This is a genomic window from Stenotrophomonas genospecies 3 (assembly GCF_054473855.1).
This window is the reverse complement of record NZ_JBTMUR010000008.1, coordinates 201,832-223,334: the sequence shown is the minus strand read 5'-3', so window position 1 is coordinate 223,334 and position 21,503 is coordinate 201,832. Positions and strand designations below refer to the sequence as shown.

Genomic DNA, 21,503 nt, shown 5'->3' with positions numbered 1-21,503 from the left:
AAAGGGGACGGAGGGGATTAAGTCGTTTGCGGCACATGCGCTATAAACGACTTAATCCCCTCCGTCCCCTTTTTACCTCAACGTGCCAGCCACCGGCGCGCCATGCGCTGCATGGACTCGTCCGATTCCGGATCGGACGCGACTTCGGTCACCGGCCGCCATGCCAGGTCAAGTGACTCCTCGCTGAGCACGAAGGCTTCGCCACCCAGCGCGCGGATCACGAAACGTACGTCGTAGTGCCAGTGGCCCGGCACCTCCTTGCGCTCCGGAATCCAGTGCTTGTCGATATCGAAGATAGCCGGGTCTTCCAACACCAGGCCGCTCAGTCCCGATTCTTCTTCGGCTTCCTTCAGTGCCACCTGGGCCAGGTCGCGGTCGCCGTCGGCGTGGCCACCCAGCTGCAGCCAGCGCTGCAGCTTGCGGTGGTGGGTCAGCAGCAGGCGCTGGCCATCGGCACTGACCAGCCAGCAGCTGGCAGTGAAGTGGCCGGCCAGCCGCTCGCGCCGGAACGGATCTTCCGGATCGTCCAACAATGTGCCGAATTCGGCAGCCAATGCGTCGTGGGCGGGCTCGCGGCGGGCGTAGTCCCGCAGCAGGCCACGCAGGCGATCGTCAAGCACGGCAAGGGTTTCGGCGGTCTGGCTCATGAATGGGCGGCGTTTGGAAAAATACTGCTCATTATCGCCGTTCATTGTTGCGATTGCGCTTGTGCGTTGGCTTCAGCTTTGGCTAAGGTACAGCGGGCCGTTCGCGCGGCCTTCACCATTCCAGGGTTGCCGGCAACGTATCGGCGGCCCACCCAATCCGATCACTAGGAAGTACTGCATGCTGAAAGCTCTGTTGAGGGTCAAGCCGGTTGAACCGGCCGGGCACGTCGATGCCGGCGAACCCATCGAAGGCAGCCTGGACGGCGAAGCCACGTTGAAACGGACCCTCACGGCTAAACACCTCATCCTGCTTGGCGTGGGTGCGGTGATCGGCGCTGGTATCTTCGTGCTGACCGGCCAGGCCGCGGCCAACCATGCCGGCCCGGCGGTGATGCTTTCGTTCGTGCTGGCCGGTTTCGCCTGTGCCCTGGCGGGCCTGTGCTACGCCGAGTTCGCGGCGATGATGCCGGTCTCCGGCAGTGCCTACTCGTACTCCTACGCCACCCTGGGCGAAGGCATGGCCTGGTTCATCGGCTGGTGCCTGGTGCTGGAGTACCTGTTCGCCTCGGCCTCGGTCGCGGTGGGCTGGTCGGCGTACCTGATCAGCTTCATCACCACCACGCTGCACATGCCGTTCCCGGATGCGCTTAGCGCAGCCCCGATCGCCTGGACCGGCAGCGAGTTCATCGCCTCGGGCAAGCTGTTCAACCTGCCGGCAGTACTGATCGTGGCGGCGGTGTCCGGCCTACTGTACGTGGGCGTGACCCAGTCGGCCTTCGTCAACGCGATCATCGTGGCGATCAAGGTCACCGTCATCTGCCTGTTCATCGGCATCGGCGCGGCCCATATCGACCCGGCCAACTGGCAGCCGTTCATCCCGGAAAACACCGGCGTGCCGGGTGAGTTCGGCTGGAGCGGCATCTTCCGCGCCGCCACCATCGTGTTCTTCGCCTACATCGGCTTCGACGCGGTCTCCACCGCCGCCGGCGAAACCAAGGACCCACAGCGCAACATGCCGATCGGCCTGCTCGGCTCGCTGGCGGTGTGCACCATCGTCTACATCATCGTCTGTGCCGTGCTGACCGGCATGATGCCGTACCACCTGCTGGGCACCGACAAGCCGGTGGCCACCGCGCTGGAGCCCTACCCGACCCTGTCGTGGCTGAAGACGTTCGTGGAAATCGGCGCCATCGCCGGCCTGTCCTCGGTGGTGCTGGTGATGATGATGGGCCAGACCCGCATCGCCTACACCATCTCCCGCGATGGCCTGCTGCCGAAGTTCTTCGGCAGGGTCCACGCCCGCTTCCGCACCCCGTACGTCGCCACCATCGTGGTCGGCGTGATCGCCGCCGCACTGGCCGGCCTGGTACCGCTGAACGTGCTGGGCGAACTGGTCTCGATGGGCACCCTGCTGGCCTTCGCCACGGTCTGCATCGGCGTGCTGGTGCTGCGCTATACCAAGCCGGACATCCACCGCCCGTTCCGCGTGCCGGCGGTGTGGATCATCTGCCCGCTCGGCGCGGCGACCTGCCTGTTCCTGTTCTGGCAGGCGTTCGTGGTGCACTGGCACCTGTTCGTCGGCTGGACGCTGCTCGGCCTGCTGATCTACCTGGGCTACGGCATCCGCAACAGCAAGCTGGCCAAGTCGCCCTGATCCGCCTACGGGCCGGCCTTGCGCCGGCCCGTCCGTTTTCCCCGCGCGCCGGTCATGGCGCGATTCGACAAGACCACCACACATGTTCAAGCAACTGTGGGCCACCAAGCACCCGCATGCCGCCCATGAAGACGCCAACGGCCTGAGCCTGCGCCGCCACCTCGGCCCCTGGGGCCTGACCGCCCTCGGTATCGGCGCGGTGATCGGCGGCGGCATCTTCGTCATCACCGGCCAGGCCGCCGCCAACCACGCTGGCCCGGCCATCATGCTGTCCTTCGTACTGGCCGCCATCTGCTGCGCCTTCTGCGCACTGGCCTATGCCGAGTTCGCCTCGATGGTGCCGGTCTCCGGCAGCGCCTACACCTACACCTACGCCACCTTCGGCGAGCTCTCGGCCTGGTTCATCGGCTGGATGCTGGTGCTCGAATACGGCGTCTCCGCCTCGGCGGTCGCGGTCAGCTGGACCGGCTATTTCCTCAGCCTGCTCAGCCAGTTCGACATCCATCTACCGGCGGCGCTGGTCAGCGCGCCACTCGACGCGCAACTGCGCCCGACCGGCGCGATCGCCAACCTGCCGGCCGCCGCGCTGGTACTGCTGCTGACCTGGCTGTGCTACGTCGGCATCAGCAAGTCCTCGGCGATGAACATGGCAATGGTCGTGCTGAAGACCGGCCTGATCCTGCTGGTCATCGTGGTCGGCTGGAAGTACGTGGACACCAGCAACTGGACGCCGTTCATTCCCGCCAACGAAGGGCCTGGCAAGTACGGCATGGAAGGCGTGCTGCGTGGCGCGGCGATGGTGTTCTTCGCCTATATCGGCTTCGAAGCAGTGTCGGTGGCGGCGCAGGAATCGAAGAATCCGCAGCGTGACATGCCGTTCGGCATGATGCTGTCGCTGGTGATTTGCACCGTGCTGTACATCGCCATGGCCGCAGTGATGACCGGCCTGGTGCCGTTCCAGCTGCTGGGCACCGATGAGCCGGTGGTGACCGCCGTGGCGGCGCATCCGCAGCTGGGCTGGTTGCGCTGGGTGGTCGAGGTCGGCGCGCTGGTCGGCCTGTCCTCGGTGGTGCTGGTGATGGTCATCGGCCAGCCGCGCATCTTCATGATCATGGGGCGCGACGGCCTGCTGCCGCCGGTGTTCACCAAGATCCACCCGAAGTACCGCACCCCGCACATCAACACCGTGATCACCGGCATCGGCATCGCCCTGCTGGCGGCGCTGTTCCCGCTGGACATCCTGGGCGAGCTGACCTCGATGGGCACGCTGATCGCGTTCGCGGCGGTGTGCGCGGGCGTGCTGATCCTGCGCCGCACCCAGCCGGACCTGCCGCGTCCGTTCCGCATGCCGATGGCGTGGCTGATCTGCAGCCTGGGCGTGCTGAGTTGCCTTGCCCTGCTGTCGGCGATGACGATGCACAACTGGATGCTGATGGGGGTGTGGACGTTCGTTGGTTTCGTGATCTATTTCTGCTACGGCTTCAGGCACAGCCGGCTGCGGGGTAAGTGAGGTTTTTTGCATTGCAGGGCCTGCGGCCCTGCACCCGCCTTTGAAGCCGGAGCAACGGCAACAGCTGGGCTGAGGGGTTTGGCGGGGAGGCATGGGTTCGCGGGGGACGCCGTGAATCCGTCCATGGAGGCTTAGCCGCGCCATCCATGGCGCGGATACCCCCGCGAACCCATGCCTCCCCGCCCATGACAGTCTCCCGGCGCATCCGGTGGATCCACGCCATGCGTGGATGAAACGTTCTCTTGAACGAATGTTCCGGAATGACTGTTTCTGTAGAGCGGAGCCATGCTCCGCTCCGAGCAAGCGCAGCGAAGCGACCCGCTTCTGCCTTTCCTTCTTCACTCCGTGGCTGACGCGCACGGAACCTGTCCGTGGTCGGGCGGGTGGGTTGTGCAGGGGTGTCCGCGGCATGGATGCCGCGGCCAAGCCCCCAAGGAAGGGTCTACGGCGTCCCCTGCACAGCCCACCCGCCGGCCAAAGCAAGAAATCCAGCCCGGCGAGACAGCCACGAGGGGCTCAGCCGTTGGCCGAATCCAGTAAAATCGCCCGCATGAACGCCCCCACCTTCCCGTACGACACCGCGCGCCTGAGCGAACTGGCCCAGCTGCTGATCGACAACGTCCGCGAACTGGCCCACGCCGGCTGGACCCCGGCCACCAGCAGCAACTTCTCCCACCGCCTGGACGACCGCCACGCCGCGATCACCGTCTCCGGCAAGGACAAGGGCCGCCTGATCGAGGACGACATCATGGTGGTGGACTTCGACGGCCTGGCCGTCGGCCGCCCGCTGCGCCCGTCCGCCGAAACCCTGCTGCACACCCAGCTGTATCGCCGCTTCCCGGAAATCGGCTGCGTGCTGCACACCCACTCGCCGGTGCAGACCGTCGCCTCGCGCCTGTACGCGCCGCAGGGCCACATCCGCCTGGAAGGCTACGAGCTGCTGAAGGCCTTCGCCGGCAACAGCACCCACGAGATGGCCATCGACGTGCCGGTGTTCGCCAACACCCAGGACATGAACGTGCTTTCGAAGCAGGTCGATGACCTGCTCGACCGTCAGAACCTGTGGGGCTACCTGATCGACGGCCACGGCCTGTATGCCTGGGGCCGCGACATGGCCGAGGCACGCCGCCACCTGGAAGCGTTCGAGTTCCTGTTCCACTGCGAGCTGGAACTGCGCAAGCTGCGCGGCTGAACCCGCACGCAGGTGCAGATGCCGATCCGGAATCTGCACCTCGTGCCCACCCTGCTACCCTGTCTTCCCCCCGAGACGTTCAAGCTGCCGCCATGAGCCGACTGCGCATCTACGACGACACCCGCCCCGAATCACCGCTGCTGGACACCCAGGACGGCGCGGTCATCGCTGCCGAGCTGCAGAAGATCGGCGTCACCTTCGAGCGCTGGCAGGCCACCGCACCGGTCGCACCGGGCGCCAGCCAGGATGAAGTGTTCGCCGCTTACCGCGCCGACATCGACCGCCTGGTTGCCGAGCGCGGCTTCAAGAGCGTGGACGTGGCCTCGATCGCCCCGGACAACCCGAACCGCGCCGAGCTGCGCAGGAAGTTCCTCGACGAACACTTCCACAAGGAAGACGAGGTGCGCTTCTTCGTCGCAGGCTCCGGCCTGTTCACCCTGCACGTGGGTGACAAGGTCTATGAGATCGAGTGCGTGAAGGACGACCTGATCGCCGTGCCCGACGGCACCACCCACTGGTTCGACATGGGCGATGAGCCCAGCTTCGTGGCGATCCGCTTCTTCACCGAACCGGATGGTTGGGTCGGTCACTTCACCGGCACCGACATCGCGCAGAAGTTCCCCCGTTACGTACCCACCCAGGCGTCCTGATCCATGCAGCCCCGCGTCATCCTGACCGACATCGAAGGCACCACCAGCAGCATCTCGTTCGTCAAGAACGTGCTGTTCCCCTATGCCCGCAAGGCGCTGCCCGCGTTCGTCGCCGAGCACGGCCAGCAGCCGGAAGTCCGCCGCTGGCTGGATGCGGTGGCCACCGAGATCGGCGGCGCCTGCCAGGACAGCCTGGTGGCCGAGACGCTGCAGGGCTGGATCGACCAGGACCGCAAGCACACCGCACTGAAGGCGCTGCAGGGCCTGATCTGGGACGAAGGCTACCGCCGCGGCGACTACACCGCGCACTTCTACCCGGAAGTGGCGCCGGTGCTGAAGGGCTGGCACGCCTCCGGCCTGCCGCTGTACGTGTACTCCTCCGGCTCGGTGCCGGCGCAGAAGCTGTTCTTCGGCTTCAGCGACGCCGGTGACCTCAGCCCGCTGGTATCGGGCTGGTTCGACACCGAGATTGGCGGCAAGCGTGAGGCCGACAGCTACCGCCGCATCGTGCAGGCCATTGGCGTGCCGGCCGGCGAGATCCTGTTCCTGTCGGATGTGGTGGAAGAACTGGATGCTGCCCGCGAAGCCGGCCTGCAGACCCGCCTGATTGATCGCCTGGATGACTACCCGCTGCCGCGCACCGGCCAGGCCGTCAACGGTCACCAGCGCGTCGAGAATTTCCAGCAGATCCAGCTGTAAGCAAGAAAAAGGGGACGGAGGGGATTAAGTCGTTTGGGGCCCATGTGTGCCACAAACGACTTAATCCCCTCCGTCCCCTTTTTTGCTCAACGGTCGTTGAGAGTCTTCACCTTCAGCGCTTCGCGAAGGGTAACCAGATCCACCGGACCGCGCACCGCGATATCGCGGGTTTCGCCCGGCAGCAGGTCCAGCAGGTTGTCTTCGACCTGCACATCCAGCGCGCCGAAATCGATCCACGTCGCGCGCACATACGCCGCGCTTTCCAGCCGCAGGCGATAGTGGTCGCCCTCGATGCTCAAGGCAGCCTTCAGCTTCTGTCGGGGCAATACCTGGTCCTTCGCCTCGACGAAACCAACCACCTGGCGGGCACTCACCGCCCCGTTCTGCAGCAGTTCAAACACGGCCACCGTGCGCTTTGGATCGGCACCGGCCAGCAATTCGGCGTCGCGGAAATCACCGATCGAGGTGACACCGGCGGCAGCCAGCGACACCGCTTCCTCGCGGCGGCGAAGCACCTTGCCGTCTACATCCATCACCCGCAACCGCCAGCGTGCATCCAGCGCGGCACCGTCGTTGATCAGGCGCACCCGCGTACTGCCCTCGTCGCGCAACGCCGCCACCGCCACCGGCGCGAAGAAACGCCGCGCGGCGAAGTGCAGCGCCTTCCAGCGACCGAAGTAGTCCACGCTGGACCATGAAGCACCTGGCCAGACGTCGTTGAGCTGCCAGTACAGCGAGCCCATCGTGTACGGCCGCGAGGCGCGATGATGCAGCGCCGCCAGTGCGATGCCATCGGCCTGCATCACCTGGCTGAGGTAGACGAAGTCCTCGAAGTCCTTCGGCGTGCCGTAGCCCAGTTCGATGTAGTGCAGCAGGCGGCTGTTGCCCTCGCCGGCCATGAATTTCTGGTGCGCGCGGATCACCGGGCTGTCGATGCGCTGCTCGGCGCGGGTGGCGATCTGGTCCACCGTCGCCACCGACGGCCACGCCTGCAGCCCGTACTCGGACATGAAGCGCGGGGTCTCGCGCAGGTAGGCCTGCACCGGCAACGCCGGATTGCCCCAGACCTGCCAGTAGTGCTTGTCGCCACGCGTTGAATCGTTGGCCTTCTCGTCAAGGTCGTTGCTGGGCGAGCTGGACCAGTACGGCACGCCCAGCCCTTCCTCGCCCACCACCTGGCGCAGGTCGTTGCCGAACAGGTCGACGTAGCCCTGCCAGACCTTCGCCGCAAATGCCGGGTCAGCCGCCTTCAGGTCGCGGCCGTGACCCCAGTCCTTCCAGGCGGTTTCCTCCTCGTTGTTGCCACACCACAGCACGATGCTGGGGTGATGGCGCAGCCGGCGCACGTTGTCGCGCGCCTCGGCCACCACGCTGGTACGGAATGCCGGATCGTAGCCCGGCTGCATGCCGCCGCCGAACATGAAATCCTGCCAGACCAGCAGGCCCAGCTCGTCGGCGATGTCGAAGAACGCGTCGTCCTCGTAGTAGCCACCGCCCCAGTTGCGCAGCATGTTCATGTTGGCATCGCGCGCGGCGGTCAGCACCTGGCGCAGGCGTGCGGCATCGACGCGTGCGGGGAAGGCATCGAACGGAATGACGTTGGCGCCCTTGGCAAAGATCTCCACACCATTGATGACGAAGGCGAAGCCCTGCCCTCCCTTGCCGTCTTCCTCGCGGCGCAGTTCGACCGTGCGCAGGCCGATGCGCTGCTCGCGCGCCAGCGTTGCATCGCCGCCACCATCCAGGCGAGCCTTCACGGTGTAGCGATCCTGCGCACCATGGCCCACCGGCCACCAGCGCCGCGGCGTGGCCAGCTCAACCGGCAGCTCAACCGTATTCTGGCCCGGCTTCAGCAACACCGTGCGTTGCACCTGGGCCACGTTGCGGCCTTCCGGATCCTGCACATCCACAGTGACCATCGCAGAACCGGCAGTGCTGCCCTGCTCCACCTGCAGCAACACCGCCAGCTTCGCCTGCTCCGCGCTCAATGCATCGGTACGCACGGCAAGATCGGTCAGGCGGTGCGCGTCCCAGGCCTGCAGGTCGACCCCGCGCCAGACCCCGGCGGTGACATAACGCGGGCCCCAGTCCCAGCCGAAGTGGTAGGCCGGCTTGCGCGCGAAGTTGCCGACCATCGCCTCCTTCGGCTCATCGCCATAGGGCGACGGGTAATTGCCAGCGATCTTGTGCGGCATTGCCTGCACGCCCGGCAGCAGCGTGCGGATCGGTGAGCGGAACACGATCTGCAGTTCGTTGCCGTTCGCGCGCAGGCGCCCGTCCACACGTGCATGCCACGTGCGGTGCGCGTTGTCCGCGCGCAGCAGCGGCTTGCCGTTGAGGCTGACCTCGGCGTAGGTATCCAGCCCGTCGAAACGCAGCTCGGCATTCGGCTTGGCCAGCGTCGCCGCATCCACGTCAAAGCGGGCGCGGTACTCCCAGGCAGCCAGGCCGATCCATTGCAGCTCGGCCTCGGGTGCACCGACGTACGGATCGCGGATCAGCCCATGCGCCAGCAGGTCGGTGTGCACGCTGCCCGGCACCTTCGCCGCACGCCATTGCTGCAGGCCTGGACGCGCGGCGCCCTGCGCGTCGCCGGGCAGCATGCGGAATTCCCACTGCGCCTGCAGCGGGGCTGCGGCCACCGGGAAGGAGATGGCTGCAGTCAGCAGCAGGAGCAGACGGACAACGAGGGAAATGCGATGCACGTGGCGCTCCTGTTTTTCCGCCGGGCGTGACCCGGCGCTACCGATTTCGGATTGCCAGGCATGGCCTGGCACTACTGCATTCGAACGATCTTCAACGCACGACGTTCAACACTTCGTAGCACGCGCCCATGGTGTGGTAATCCACCTTGCCGGCAGGGCTTTTCTCGTCGCTGTACTTGCGGTTGTCGGCATCGAGAATGCGGAACCATGCACCGTACTGGTGGTCGACGAAGTGCTCCCACGAATACGCCCAGAAGCGGTCGTACCACTGCCAGTAGCGGTCGTCGCCGGTACGCTTGGCCATCAGCGCGGCGGTCGCCAGCGTTTCGGCCTGCACCCAGAAGTACTTGTCGTCGTCGCAGACGAAGCTGTCGCCACCGATCGGGGCGCCGTCCATGCCGGGCTGCCGACGCGATTCCGGTGCGAAGCCGTAGTACAGGCCGCCCCGGGCGTCGTCCCAGCTGCGTGCGACGGCGACGTCGAACAGATGCTGCGCGGTCGGCACCAGCCAGTCGGCCTGCACGTGGCGATCGAGGATCAGCAGCAGTTTGGCCCACTCGGTCTGATGCCCCGGCTGGAAGCCCCACGGGCGGAACAGGTGCTTGGGATCGTCCAGGTTGTAGTCCCAGTCGATTTCCCAGTTCACATCGTAATGTTCCCAGACCAGGCCACCGGCCTTGGCGGCCTGGCGGCGGGTCATGTTGTCGGCCAGCTGCAGCGCGCGCTCGACATAGCGCTGCTCGCCACTGGCCTCGAACGCGGCCAGCATCGCCTCGCACATGTGCATGTTGGCATTTTGGCCGCGGTAGCCGGTGAAGTTCCACTGGCCGTCAGCTTCGTCTTTATACAGGCCATGCTGCGGCTCCCAGAAGCGTGCTTCCAGCAGCTGCCAGGTCTCGTCCATCCAGTCGCGGGCCTGCTCGATGCCGGCCTTCAGTGCGCAGCTGTAGGCCAGCAGCACGAAGGCCACGCCGTAGCAGTGGTTCATATCGTCCTCGACCTTGCCATCACGCAGGGTCCAGGCGTAGCCACCGGTAGCCGGGTTGCGGTGCACCTCGCGCAGGTAGCGCACGCCGTGCTCGACCGCCTCGCGGTACTCGGCATTGCCGAATTCGCGGTAGGCCATCGCGTAGTTGAAGACGAAGCGCGTGCTGCTCACCAGGTGCCGGTGGCTGGCATCGTAGACGCTGCCGTCATCCCGGAAGTAGTGGAAGAAGCCGCCGTCCGGATCGATGCAGCGCGGATGGTAGAACGCCATGGTATCGGCGATGTGCGCGCGCAGGAACGCGGGCGAACGGAAATCGGGCGAGGTGCTCATGCGGTAATGTCCTGTGCCTGCAGCAGCTGCTGCACTTCATCGAGCGAGGGCATTGCGGCGAACGCGCCCTTGCGGGTAACAGCCAGCGCCCCCACGGCGGCGCCGAAACGCAGCGTGGCGGTGATCGCCTCCGGGTCCTGGCAGAACGCAGCGAAACCAGCGCCCGCCCCACCACGCTCCAGCAGGCCGACCAGCACGCCACCGACGAAGGCATCGCCGGCGGCCGTGGTATCGACGGTGGCCACGCGGAAGCTGGTGACCGTGCCGTGGTTGTCGCGCGTGTACCAGTGCAGCGTGGCCGCACCATCGGTAACGATGACCCAGCGCGCCTGCGCGGCCAGAAGGCGCTTGAGCACCACTGACTCGCCATCGGCACCCAGCGGTGCCGCCAGGTAATCCAGCTCCTCGCGCGACAGCTTGACCAGGTCGGCGCGCTCCAGCGCCTGCCACAGGCGCGGCGTCGGATCTTCGTTGGCTGGCCACAGAGCCGGGCGCAGGTTGAGGTCCAGGCTGACCACCGCACCGGCGGCACGGGCGCGCTCCATGCCGGCGAAGGTCGCCTCGGCGATGGCCGGCTCGGTCAGGCTGTTGGAACAGACGTGGAAGCACTGCGCGCTGTCGAGGCACTCCGCCTGGAAGTCACTGTCACGGAACAGCAGGTCAGCCGCCGGCGGGCGGTAGAAACTGAAGCTGCGCTCGCCACTGGCATCCAGCGCGACGAAGGCCAGCGCAGTCTTGGCGGCGTCGGTGCGCACGATGTAATCCGTGCCCACGCCGTGCTGGACCAGACTGTCGGCCAGGAAGTCACCGAACATGTCGCGGCCAAGCATGCCGACGAACTGGGTCTTCGCCCCCAGCCGCGCAGCCGCCACCGCGACGTTGGCCGGCGCACCGCCGGCGTACTGCAGGAACGCGCGCGGGGTATCGGCCGAGGCCGGCGGCTGCGCTAGTAGATCGATCAAAATTTCGCCGAAGCAGACAATGGCACCCATTCCGGACTCAGCCTCCCTGCGTTGCGGAGGCCGGCGTACGCGCACCGACCAGTCCGTAGAAAATGATGTAGCCGTAGCACAGCAACGGCAGGATGAAGCTGGCCTGCACACCGATGTGGTCGGCCAGCACGCCCTGCAGGTACGGCACCACCGCACCGCCGACGATGGCCATGATCAGCAGGCTGGAACCCTTGTTGGTCAGCGGGCCCAGGCGCTCGATGCTCAGCGCGAAGATGGTCGGGAACATGATCGAGTTGAACAGGCCGATCGCCACCACCGAGTACAGCGCGATGTTGCCGGAGCTCAGCATGGTCGTGACCAGCAGCCCCGCGTTGACCAGCGCGAAGATCGCCAGCAGGCGGCTGGGCGAGAAGCGCGCCAGCAGCGCCGAACCGGCGAAGCGGCCGATCATCGCCATCGTCCAGTAGGCCGACACGTAATGCGTGGCTTCCTGCTCGCTGAAGCCGCCGATGTTGGGCATCGACAGGTAGTTGACCAGGAAGCTGCCGATCGAAACTTCGGCACCGACGTAGAAGAAGATGCCCAGCACACCCAGCAGCAGGTGGCGCTTGCGCAGCGCATCCAGGTAGCTGTGGTGGTGGCCCTGATCGGCCTGCTCGGTGGCGTCGCTCAGTGCCGGCAGGCGGAACAGGTATACGAACAGCGCCAGCAGCACCAGCGCAACGGCCAGCCCCACGTACGGGCCCTGCACGGCCTGCGCCTCGGCGGCACGGTAGGCCAGCTGTTCGGCGGCCGGCAGTGCCGCGATGTCATCGGCACTCTTCACCGTGTTGGACAGGATCAGCATGCCGCCGAAGATCGGGGCGATGGCCGTGCCCAGCGAGTTCAGTGCCTGCGCCAGGGTCAGGCGACTGGAGCTGGTCTGCTCCGGGCCCAGCAGCGCGACGTAGGGGTTCGCAGCAACCTGCAGCACGGTGATGCCGGTGGCCAGCACGAACAGTGCGCCCAGGAAGGCGCCATACACGCGCAGCTCGGCCGCCGGCCAGAAGCCCAGCGCACCGATACCGGCAATCACCAGGCCGGCCACGATGCCCTTCTTGTAGCCCAGCGCCGCCACCAGCCGACCTGCCGGCAGCGACATCAGGAAATAGGTGCCGAAGAAGGTGAACTGCACCAGCATCGCCTTGGCGTAGTTCAGCTCGAACACCGCCTTCAGGTGCGGGATCAGGATGTCATTGAGGCAGGTCAGGAAGCCCCACATGAAGAAGATCGTGGTGACCACGGCCAGCGCCTTGCCGTTGGTGACGGCAGGTGCGTTGCCCGAGGATCCCGTTGGACGGGGCGTTGCGGAGATCGGCATGCGGTACGCGCCTCGATGCGCGGAAGGTCGTTGTTGCGTGGAAGGGGTGTATGGAATAAATCAGTTCGGTCGTGCGGCACTGCTTTCGCGGATGCGCAACTGCACCGGCGCGACCGTGCGCCGTGGCGGCGCATCCGGCTCGTCCAGTCGTTGCAGCAACAGCGCGGCAGCTTGCCGGCCCCGCTCGCGCGGATCGGCAGTGAGCGTAGTCAACGGCGGCACCGCGACCGACGCCTCGGAAATATCATCGAAACCGGTAACGGCAAAGTCACCGCCCGGACGGATGCCACGCGAATTCAAGCCCAGCATCAAGCCCAGCGCGACGGTGTCGTTGTAGCAGACCGCTGCACTCGGCCGATGGCCGTCGGCAAACAGCTCATCGGTGCGCGCCGCAGCTTCCAGGCGGTTCGGCGCCGACTCGATCATCCAGCCCGGCGGCAGCGACAGACCGGCCTCGGCCAGCGCCTGCTGGAAACCGGCACGGCGCTGGTGGCACGAGCTCGATGCAGCGTGGCCGCCGAAGAAGGCGATCTGGCGATGGCCGCGTTCGATCAGGTGACGCGTGGCCAGATAGGCGCCGTGCTGGTTGTCCAGGGTCAGGAAATCCCAGTCGGCCCCGTCCAGCTCGCGGTTGAACAGCAGCACGTTGGCATTGGCACCCAGTGCCTGCCGCAGCAGCGCGGTATCGCTGCCCTCGGCCGGCGACAGGATCAGGCCGGCCGGGGTGTGCTCCATCAGCGTGGACAGCACCGCCTGCTGGCGCTCCGGCGATTCGCCGGTGCTGCCGAGCAGGGTCACGTAACCGCGTCCGCCCAGCGCCTCGTCCACGCCAGACGCGAATTCGGCGAAGAACGGGTTGGACAGATCGTTGATGACCAGCGCGATGCTCGACGAGGTCCGCCGGCGCAGGTTGGCCGCCGCGCGGTTGTAGACATAGCGCTGGCGACGCAGCTCGGCCTCGACCTTGGCGCGGGTATCGACGTTGACCAGCGGGCTGCCGCGCAGCACCAGCGACACGGTTGCCCGTGACACGCCGATGGCACGCGCGATGTCGGTCACCGTCACCGCCTTGCCGGCGCGCTTGCTGGGACTGCTGCCGTTGTCGTTCATCGTCTTCCCGGACTCCGCTGGATGCTCAAGCCTAATGGATCAGGGCCCTGTCGTGCCGTGCCGTTCGCTGGGTCACCGCGAACGGCACAGTCCGTCTCAGCGCAGCTGGCTCCCCGGTGCCGCACACCAGGACACCGGCAGGTCCTTCACCGCCGTGCCCCAGCCCTGCTCCGGCGCCTTCGCATCGAGCGCGAACTGCAGGCGCGGGCCCTGCTGCAGTTGGTTCCAATCCAGCCACACCGGCGCATGCGCCTGGCCATCGACCTTCACACCCTGCACGTACTGCAGGCGGCGGCCATCGGCACCCGGCGCGTCGATGCGCAGGGTGCGGCCATTGCCCATGTCCACTTCCACCTTGTTGAAACGCGGGGTGTGCAGCAGGAACTGGCCGCTGCCGGGCACCGCCGGATACACGCCGATGGCACTGAACAGGTACCAGGCCGACATCGTGCCGAGGTCATCATTGCCGGTCACGCCATTCGGGGCATTGGTGAACAACTGCTGCGCGGCACGCACCACGGCGGCGGTCTTCCACGGCTGGCCGATCAGCGTGTACAGCCACGGCGAGTGCAGGTCCGGCTCGTTGTTCGGGTTGTAGCGGAACTGGTTGTAGTAGCTGTACGGCCCGACCACCCACTCCTTGCGGGCGGCATTGAGCGGGTCGGCCTGCAGCGCGTCCATCGCGAAGAACGCATCCAGGCGGCGGCCAGCCTGTTCGCGGCCATCCATCGCTTCGACCAGGCCCGGCACGTCCTGCTGCGCCAGCCACTGATACTGCCACGCCGTCCCCTCATGGAAACCATGGTGCGAGCGCGGGCTGTAATGGCCATCGGCCGGCGTGTACCACTGGCCATCTTCGGTACGCGGGCGCGGGAAACCGGTGAAGCCGGTCTCGGCGTCACGCACCTGCGGGTCCCACACCTTGCGCCAGTTTCGGCCGCGCTCACGCAGCGTCGCCGCGTCCTGCGCGTGGCCGAGGCCATCGGCCATCTGCGAAAGCGCGCAGTCGGCCAGCGCATATTCCAAGGTGGCCGAACCGCCGTGGTGCGGATCGACGTCCATGCCCTTGGATGGGAATGCGCGGTCGTAGACCACGTAGCCCTTGTCCAGGTAGGTCGGGTTACCGGAACGGCCGGCCATGCGCGAGTTCAGCGGCGGCGTGCCGAACGCATTGCGACGCAGCGCGTCCCAGGCCTGTGATTCGCGGCCCTTGAGCGCACCGAAGCGCCACAGGTCGACCATGAACGGCGTGACTGGATCGCCGGTCATGATGTTGGTCTCGAAGTTGGCATAGCCCCAGCGCGGCAGCCAGCCACCCTGCTCGTCGATCGCCAGCAGGGTACGGCCGATGTCACGCGCCACGTCCGGGCGGGTCAGTGCCAGCCACTGGTTCTGCGCGCGGTAGGTATCCCACAGCGAGAAGTACTCGTAATAGGTCCAGCCATCGGCGCGGTGGATGCCATCGTCATAGCCGCGGTAGCGGCCGTCGGCATCGTTGCCGGTCATCGGCTGCAGCAGCGCGTGGTAGGCCGCGCTGTAGAACACGGTGCGGTCACCGGCCGTACCGCCCTGCACACGCACCCGACCCAGCTGCTCGCGCCACGACTGCTGGGACAGCGCACGCATGCGGTCGAAACCGAGCAGCGCCCCACCCTGCATGCCGTCCGCGCGCAGATTCATGCGCGCGCCTTCGGCGTCCACATGCGAGATCGCGCTGACCGCCGTCACCGACTGGCCCTTGGCCAGGTCGAAGCTGAGCCAGGCGCCGTTCGGCTTCTGCTCGCCTTCCATGCTGTGGCGCGCACCCGGCAGGCCACCGCCTTCGCCCCAGGTACCGTGTGCCTTGAACGGGCGGTCGAACTCGATGCGGAACCAGGTGGTGTACTGATGGCCACCACAGAAACTCTTGGTGACCAGCTTGCCTTCCACCACGCGGTCGCCGACCACATCAACCACGCTGCCGATCACCGAGTGGCGCTCGTTCGCCTGGCCGACATTGACCAGCACGTGGCCATCGCCACTGCGCTGGCTGAAGGTGTAGCGCTCGGCCGCGGCACGGGTACGCGCGGTGGTCTCGGCGTCGATGCCGCCGTAGCTGGTCAGGCGCACTTTGTAGTAGCCGGCCTGGCCAACCTCGCCGTCGTGGGTGTAGGACGCGGCGTAAGCCTTGTGGTCGAACTGTTTGGCGTTGCCGGTGTCGAAATCGCCGCCCGGACCGATCGAACCGGTGACCGGCAGCACCGACACCTGGCCACCCTGTTCCCAGCAGCCGGCGCCGGAGATGAACGAGTGGCCGAAGCCGCGGATCTTCTCGTCGTCGTAGCGCCAGCCCGAATAGTGGCTGCCGATCGGGCTGACCTGGATCAGGCCGAACGGTGCCGACGCGCCCGGGAACGTGTTGCCGTCGTCCTTGCTGCCGATGAAGGTGTTGACCTCGCGCTCCAGCGCAGCCGGCGCGGCCTGCAGCAGCACCGGCACTGACGACAGTGCGAGCAGGCAGGCCAGGCACAGCAGCGGGCGCGAGGACACTGGGACGGCGGGAGCGGACGGCACTGGACGCATGTCGGGTTCCTGTAGTCGATGAGGCGGAGGCAGACGGCCGGGGCCGTCCGGCACCGTTCCGCTGAGCCCTGCCCTGACCTGCAGAGAGCTCCCCCTGGAATGACACCCGACCCACCAGACCATGAATTTAGATCGATTCAAGTAGAGCATGCAGGTTCAGCCGAATGCATTCTGCGGCGCAGCATGAGAGGGGGTGTTCGGCAGGGCTGCGCCCTGCACCTGCCGAAGCCGATGCAACAGCAAAAGCCGGTTTCCTGCGGGGAGTCGGGGTGGGTCCGGTTGCGGGGGACGCTGCAAGTACGTCCATGTAAGCTCGGTCGCCGCATCCATGCGGCTCACGCCCCCGCAACCGGACCCACCCCGCCTTCGACAGATTTCCGCGATCTGCGGTAGATCCACGCCATGCGTCGATCAATCGCTGACAGATGACGAAATCAATCGGGGTCAGATCCGTTTTCCAACGGAAAATGGATCTGACCCCATAAACCACGTGATTCCAGGACCCATCCAACCGTCGCCGGGAAACTGTCAAAGGTGGGGCGATGTGGGCTGGCAGGACCGTTGGCGCCATGGATGGCGCCATCGAGCCCCCATGGGTGAGGGCGCTTTGCTTGCGAAGCACTGCTTCGCAAGCGCCCGAACGCCCAGCCGCCAGCGGCTGGGCCGGACCCCGGAGGGGGGTTTACGGCGTGTCCTGCCAGCCCACACCGCCCCGCCAAACCAGCAGAAACCCAGAGCCGCTTTGGCTTTGGCTTTGGCTTTGGCTGTTGCCGGCCAGCGGCCGGCACTACAGCAGGTGCAGGGCGCAGCCCTGCCGCCCCACCCTCCCCTGCGCACGAAAACGATTTCACTGATTTCAGCAAACCGTCATCCCTTCGCCACGCCAGTACCATATTGCGGAGCAGCATGCGCCCGCGGGCGACCCATGCTAAAAAACGCCCGCCCATCGCTTAGATCGATCCAAGACGACGTTGCGATGGCCGGGAGTTGGGGGAGCAGCAACAGGACGTACCAGGCCACGCGCACGGTGCTACTGCCACTGCATGGCAATAGCGACAATGTCACTTCAAATTAGATCGATTCAAGTTGTCCGTGCCACGTCACCGGATCAATCCAGGAGAGAGGGAGAGATGGGAATGAAGCATTCAACACGTACGCATGGCCAGGACGCACTGGCGCTGGCCATCGCGCTGGCCTTGGCCGCCGCCGTCATTCCGGCTGGCGCCGCCGCGCAGCAGGCCGCTTCCACCGGCTCGCAGGACGCCACCAACCTGGACAGCGTCCAGGTCACCGGCTACCGCTACGCCATTGAAAAGAGCCTCGAGCAGAAGCGCGACGCCAACGCCGTGGTCGAAGTGATCACCGCCGAAGACGTCGGCAAGTTCCCCGACAAGAACGTGGCCGACGCACTGCAGCGCGTGCCCGGCGTGGTCATCACCCGCAGTGGCGGCGAAGGCAAGAGCGTCAGCGTGCGTGGCCTGGCACCCGACCTGACCCTGACCCAGTTGAACGGCAACTACGTGGCCACGTCGGAAACCAACGACGAAGCCACCCGTTCGTTCAACTACACCCTGTTGCCGTCGAACATGCTGTCCAGCGCCGAGCTGTTCAAGTCGCCGGAAGCACGCATCGATGAAGGCGGCATCGGCGGCACGGTCATCCTGCACACCCGTCGCCCGCTGGACATGGAATCCAACTCAGGCTTCGTCACGCTCGAGGGCACCTCCTCCGATACCCACCACGATATCGACCCGCAGGCGTCGGCCCTGTATTCGTGGCACAGCAAGGACGAGCGTTTCGGCGTGCTGATCGGCGTGACGCAGCAGAAGCGCACCACCCGCACCATGGAAGCCAGCACCGAGGACTACCAGTGGTACGGCGCCGGCAAGGCGCGCGATGCCTATGGCAACGTGCAGGCGCAGGATGGCATCCACTACTGGTGGGGCAAGTCCGGCTTCAACAACCAGACCGGCGGCAACTACAGCGACTTCTTCATGCCGACGTCGGTCAACTTCGCGGTGAAGGAAGAGAAGCGCGAACGCAAGGGCGGCCAGCTGACCTTCCAGTTCAAGCCGGTCGACAACGTTACGATGACGGCCAACTACTTCCGCTTCGAGCTGCAGGGTGACTACACCCAGAACATGCTGAAGATTCCGGAATGGAGCATGGCCCGCTTCAACGGCGATGGAAACTGGGCCGGCGGCCGCCTGCTCAACGGCCTGGATTTCGATCCCAGCGGCAACACCGTTACCGGCGCCCAGTTCGAAAAGCTGGCTGGAAAGACCTACTACTGCAGCGAAGACCAGGCCAAGGCCGCCGGCCTCAAGCCCGGCGGCTGGGGACCGGACGACTGCACGGTTCCGACGCCGCAGCTGACCGGTGGCTACAGCAAGGAAAAGGCACTCTCGCAGACCGCTGACCTGACCATCGACTGGGACATCAGCCCGCTGTGGAAGGCCTCGTTCACCGGTGGCCGCACCTGGTCCGAAGGTGGTCCGTCGATGAACTTCCGGATGTCGGCCAAGCCGCGCCGCAAGGTCGGCAACGATTACCTGTCGGGCAACCTGTACAGCGCCTGGGACCTGACCGGTACGCCGTCGGCCACCTTCTCGCCCGACCTGCAGCAGCAGTTGATGAACGGCATCGCCGAAGTCGACACCGGCTCGACCGATTCGTCGTGGAAGCGCACCGAGGTCAAGCAGAACTACTTCCAGGCCGACGTCACCAAGCTGTTCGAGTCCGGCTGGCTGGACTCGATCCAGTTCGGCGCCAAGTACCGTGACGGCAAGGTCCATCGCAATACCGGCAACACCTACTGGGTGTGCCCGGGCCGCGACCCGGCCGACTATGACAACAGCCGCTACCAGAGTGGCTGCGATCCGACTGCGGGCGACGCGCAGCCGGGCTTCTTCCTGTCCAATCCGATCAACAACATCGCGGGCGGCTTCAATGCCAATGTGTTCCCGGGCATCAACTACCCGGCCTACATCGATTACCTGAACAAGACCTACGGTGGTTCGCACAACCGCACCGAGGAAGACTTCGTCTACAACGTCAACGAGAAGATCTACTCGGGCTACTTCCAGGCCAACTTCCGCACCGAACGCGTGCGCGGCAATGTCGGCGTGCGCGTGGTGCGCACCAAGCAGTTCGCGCAGTCCTCCGACTCGATCGAGAAGTTCAACGACTACTTCCTGGACAACGCGTCCGGCGCACCGATGGCGTGCACCGATCCGGCCGCTGCGGCCTACCCGACCTACAGCTGCGAGAGCGGCTTCGTGCGCCTGCCGCACGATCTGGCGCAGAGCAAGACCTACAGCCTCATCGGCGTGGATCGCACCTACACTGACGTACTGCCGAGTTTCAATATCGCCTGGGACATCACCGACACGCTGGTGCTGCGTGGTGCCGCATCGAAGGTGATCGCCCGCCCTGGCTACACCGACATCGCAGCACCGGGCGCACTGAGCTATTACAGCGAAGAGTACGTCAATGATCGCCGCGTTGCCGGTGGCGCATCGACCGCAGGCTGGGTCGGCCAGGGCAGCAACAAGCAGCTGGAACCGTTCAAGGCCACCCAGTTCGACCTGGGCCTGGAGTGGTACTTCCAGCCGGGCGCGGTCGCCGGCGTCGGCCTGTTCCGCAAGAACGTGGACAACTTCACCTTGCCGGTGGTGCGCGACACGCCGATGGTCATCAACGGTGAAGCGGTGAACGTGCAGCGCTACGAGACCCAGGCCAATGGCCGCGATGGTGTCTCGCAGGGCGTCGAGCTGTATGGCCAGTACACGTTCGATTTCGGCTTCGGTGTGCAGGCCAACTACACCTACAACGACACCAACCTGGCTTCCATTGTTCTGGACGGTCAGGAAATCGGCTCCTCGCCACTGGTCGGCAGCGCCAAGAACCAGGCCAACGTGACGGTGTTCTACGAGAACGAGAAGTTCCTCGCGCGCGCCTCGTTCAACCGTCGCGGCCAGGTGGTCGGTGGGCTCAACAATGGCCTCACCGTCTACACCGAGCCGTATGACCAGCTGGATCTGAACGTGGCCTACAACCTGACCCCGGACTGGACCCTGACCGCCTCGGTGATCAATGCCACCAAGTCCGAGCAGCGCGTGCACCTGGGCAGCGACACCAAGGCACGCCTGATCTCCAATACCTACGCAGGCCGCCAGCTGTACTTCGGCGCTACCTGGAAGTTCTAAGGCAACACCGGGTTGCCCGGGCCTGCCCCGGTGCAACCCACGCCCCGCCCTGGCGGGGACGTTCCTCCACGGCAGCCACGCTGGTACAGGTGGCTGCCGTTTTCGTTGGTGCTTTGTCTTCGGTTCAGCCCAGCGCTTGACCCTGCCAATGTTGGAAGGTGCACACTGGCGCCACCCCAAGAGCACCGAAGGAGCTACAGATGGAATTCCACGTGGAAGGCATGACCTGCGGCGGCTGCGCACGCAGCGTGACCAAGGCGATCGAGCTGGTCGATCCGCAGGCCAGCGTGCAGGCAGATCCCGCCAGCCGTCGCGTGCAGGTACAGACCTCGGCCAGCGAAGCACAGATCGTGGCGGCGCTGACCGATGCAGGCTTCCCGCCGCGCACGGCCTGATCCCCTAGCCTGCGCCTGCAACGAAAAACCCGCCCGGTGCAGCTGCACCGGGCGGGTTTTTCATGTATGCAACGCCAGGTCAGTGCTTGTGCGTGCGGCGCCGTACTGCACCGGTCTTCGCGGTCTCCGGCGGTGCCAGGGTCTCTTCGTCCTCGCCCAGCCGCTGCAGAATCGGGCATTCCGGGCGCTCATCGCCCGCACAGCAGCTGATCAACGACTTCAGCGTGTCGGCCATCTGCCGCATGCTTTCGATACGCTGCTCCAGGTCGGCGATGTGCTGTTCGGCAAGATGCTTGACGTCGGCACTGTGCCGCGAGGTGTCGTTCCACAGGCCGAGCAGATCTGTGATCTCGGCCACCTGGAAGCCAAGATCGCGCGCCCGCCGAATGAAGCGCAGGCGGTGGATGTCCGCCTGCGAATATGCCCGGTAGCCGGACTCGGTGCGATCGGCCGCAGGAATCAGGCCGATCTGTTCGTAGTAGCGGATCATCTTCGCCGAAACGCTGGACGCCTTGGCGGCTTCACCGATGTTCATGCGGT

The 21,503-nt window shown here is 65.9% G+C and carries 15 protein-coding genes; 7 read left to right on the top strand and 8 right to left on the bottom strand.

Annotated elements, in window-relative coordinates; genetic code table 11:
- Window positions 1-77: 77 nt before the first annotated feature.
- The gene (locus tag ACX9OT_RS12800; RefSeq protein WP_459002416.1) at window positions 78-692 is read right to left on the bottom strand and encodes an NUDIX hydrolase; all 615 of its coding nucleotides are present in this window, start codon (window positions 690-692) and stop codon (window positions 78-80) included.
- 133 nt (window positions 693-825) lie between these two features.
- Here ACX9OT_RS12800 and ACX9OT_RS12795 point away from each other — a divergent pair, with 133 nt between their 5' ends.
- The 5 genes from ACX9OT_RS12795 to mtnC all read left to right on the top strand — a co-directional run bounded on the left by ACX9OT_RS12795 (window position 826) and on the right by mtnC (window position 6,352).
- Window positions 826-2,301 (top strand): amino acid permease, encoded by a 1,476-nt coding sequence (locus ACX9OT_RS12795; RefSeq protein WP_459002414.1) that lies wholly within the window; start codon window positions 826-828, stop codon window positions 2,299-2,301.
- A gap of 82 nt (window positions 2,302-2,383) precedes the next feature.
- The gene (locus ACX9OT_RS12790; RefSeq protein ID WP_459002412.1) at window positions 2,384-3,811 is read left to right on the top strand and encodes an amino acid permease; all 1,428 of its coding nucleotides are present in this window, start codon (window positions 2,384-2,386) and stop codon (window positions 3,809-3,811) included.
- A 550-nt stretch (window positions 3,812-4,361) separates the two neighbouring features.
- Window positions 4,362-5,003, top strand: a complete 642-nt coding sequence (locus ACX9OT_RS12785; protein ID WP_032130340.1) for a methylthioribulose 1-phosphate dehydratase — start codon at window positions 4,362-4,364, stop codon at window positions 5,001-5,003.
- Between the two features lie 92 nt (window positions 5,004-5,095).
- Window positions 5,096-5,653, top strand: a complete 558-nt coding sequence (locus tag ACX9OT_RS12780) for a 1,2-dihydroxy-3-keto-5-methylthiopentene dioxygenase (protein WP_014037028.1) — start codon at window positions 5,096-5,098, stop codon at window positions 5,651-5,653.
- A 3-nt stretch (window positions 5,654-5,656) separates the two neighbouring features.
- Window positions 5,657-6,352, top strand: a complete 696-nt coding sequence (mtnC, locus tag ACX9OT_RS12775) for an acireductone synthase (RefSeq protein WP_121503163.1) — start codon at window positions 5,657-5,659, stop codon at window positions 6,350-6,352.
- An 86-nt stretch (window positions 6,353-6,438) separates the two neighbouring features.
- Here the strand turns inward: mtnC and ACX9OT_RS12770 are convergent, their stop codons facing one another.
- The 6 genes from ACX9OT_RS12770 to ACX9OT_RS12745 all read right to left on the bottom strand — a co-directional run bounded on the left by ACX9OT_RS12770 (window position 6,439) and on the right by ACX9OT_RS12745 (window position 16,360).
- Complete coding sequence (locus ACX9OT_RS12770; protein WP_459002409.1) at window positions 6,439-9,057, bottom strand: beta-mannosidase; 2,619 nt, start codon at window positions 9,055-9,057, stop codon at window positions 6,439-6,441.
- Window positions 9,058-9,148: 91 nt separating this feature from the next.
- Window positions 9,149-10,375 (bottom strand): AGE family epimerase/isomerase, encoded by a 1,227-nt coding sequence (locus ACX9OT_RS12765; protein ID WP_459002407.1) that lies wholly within the window; start codon window positions 10,373-10,375, stop codon window positions 9,149-9,151.
- Complete coding sequence (locus ACX9OT_RS12760) at window positions 10,372-11,367, bottom strand: carbohydrate kinase family protein (RefSeq protein WP_201119001.1); 996 nt, start codon at window positions 11,365-11,367, stop codon at window positions 10,372-10,374. The genes ACX9OT_RS12765 and ACX9OT_RS12760 overlap by 4 nt, the downstream gene beginning before the upstream one ends.
- A 7-nt stretch (window positions 11,368-11,374) precedes the next feature.
- Entirely contained in the window at window positions 11,375-12,688 is a 1,314-nt protein-coding gene (fucP, locus tag ACX9OT_RS12755; protein ID WP_459002405.1) for an L-fucose:H+ symporter permease, read from the bottom strand.
- 60 nt (window positions 12,689-12,748) lie between these two features.
- Window positions 12,749-13,798, bottom strand: coding sequence for a LacI family DNA-binding transcriptional regulator (locus ACX9OT_RS12750; protein ID WP_049424705.1), 1,050 nt, complete (start codon window positions 13,796-13,798; stop codon window positions 12,749-12,751).
- Between the two features lie 96 nt (window positions 13,799-13,894).
- On the bottom strand, window positions 13,895-16,360 hold the full coding sequence (locus ACX9OT_RS12745; protein WP_459002402.1) for a GH92 family glycosyl hydrolase: 2,466 nt from the start codon (window positions 16,358-16,360) through the stop codon (window positions 13,895-13,897).
- Window positions 16,361-17,490: 1,130 nt separating this feature from the next.
- Between ACX9OT_RS12745 and ACX9OT_RS12740 the strand changes: the two genes are divergently transcribed.
- Both ACX9OT_RS12740 and ACX9OT_RS12735 read left to right on the top strand, forming a co-directional pair.
- Window positions 17,491-20,568: a TonB-dependent receptor gene (locus tag ACX9OT_RS12740; RefSeq protein ID WP_459002400.1), complete on the top strand. Its 3,078-nt coding sequence runs from the start codon at window positions 17,491-17,493 to the stop codon at window positions 20,566-20,568.
- Window positions 20,569-20,768: 200 nt separating this feature from the next.
- Window positions 20,769-20,963 (top strand): heavy-metal-associated domain-containing protein, encoded by a 195-nt coding sequence (locus ACX9OT_RS12735; protein WP_021204511.1) that lies wholly within the window; start codon window positions 20,769-20,771, stop codon window positions 20,961-20,963.
- A gap of 79 nt (window positions 20,964-21,042) precedes the next feature.
- Here the strand turns inward: ACX9OT_RS12735 and cueR are convergent, their stop codons facing one another.
- Window positions 21,043-21,498 carry a Cu(I)-responsive transcriptional regulator gene (gene cueR / locus ACX9OT_RS12730; RefSeq protein WP_032129957.1) on the bottom strand — a complete coding sequence of 152 codons (456 nt, stop codon included), beginning with the start codon at window positions 21,496-21,498 and terminating at the stop codon, window positions 21,043-21,045.
- Window positions 21,499-21,503 lie beyond the last annotated feature (5 nt).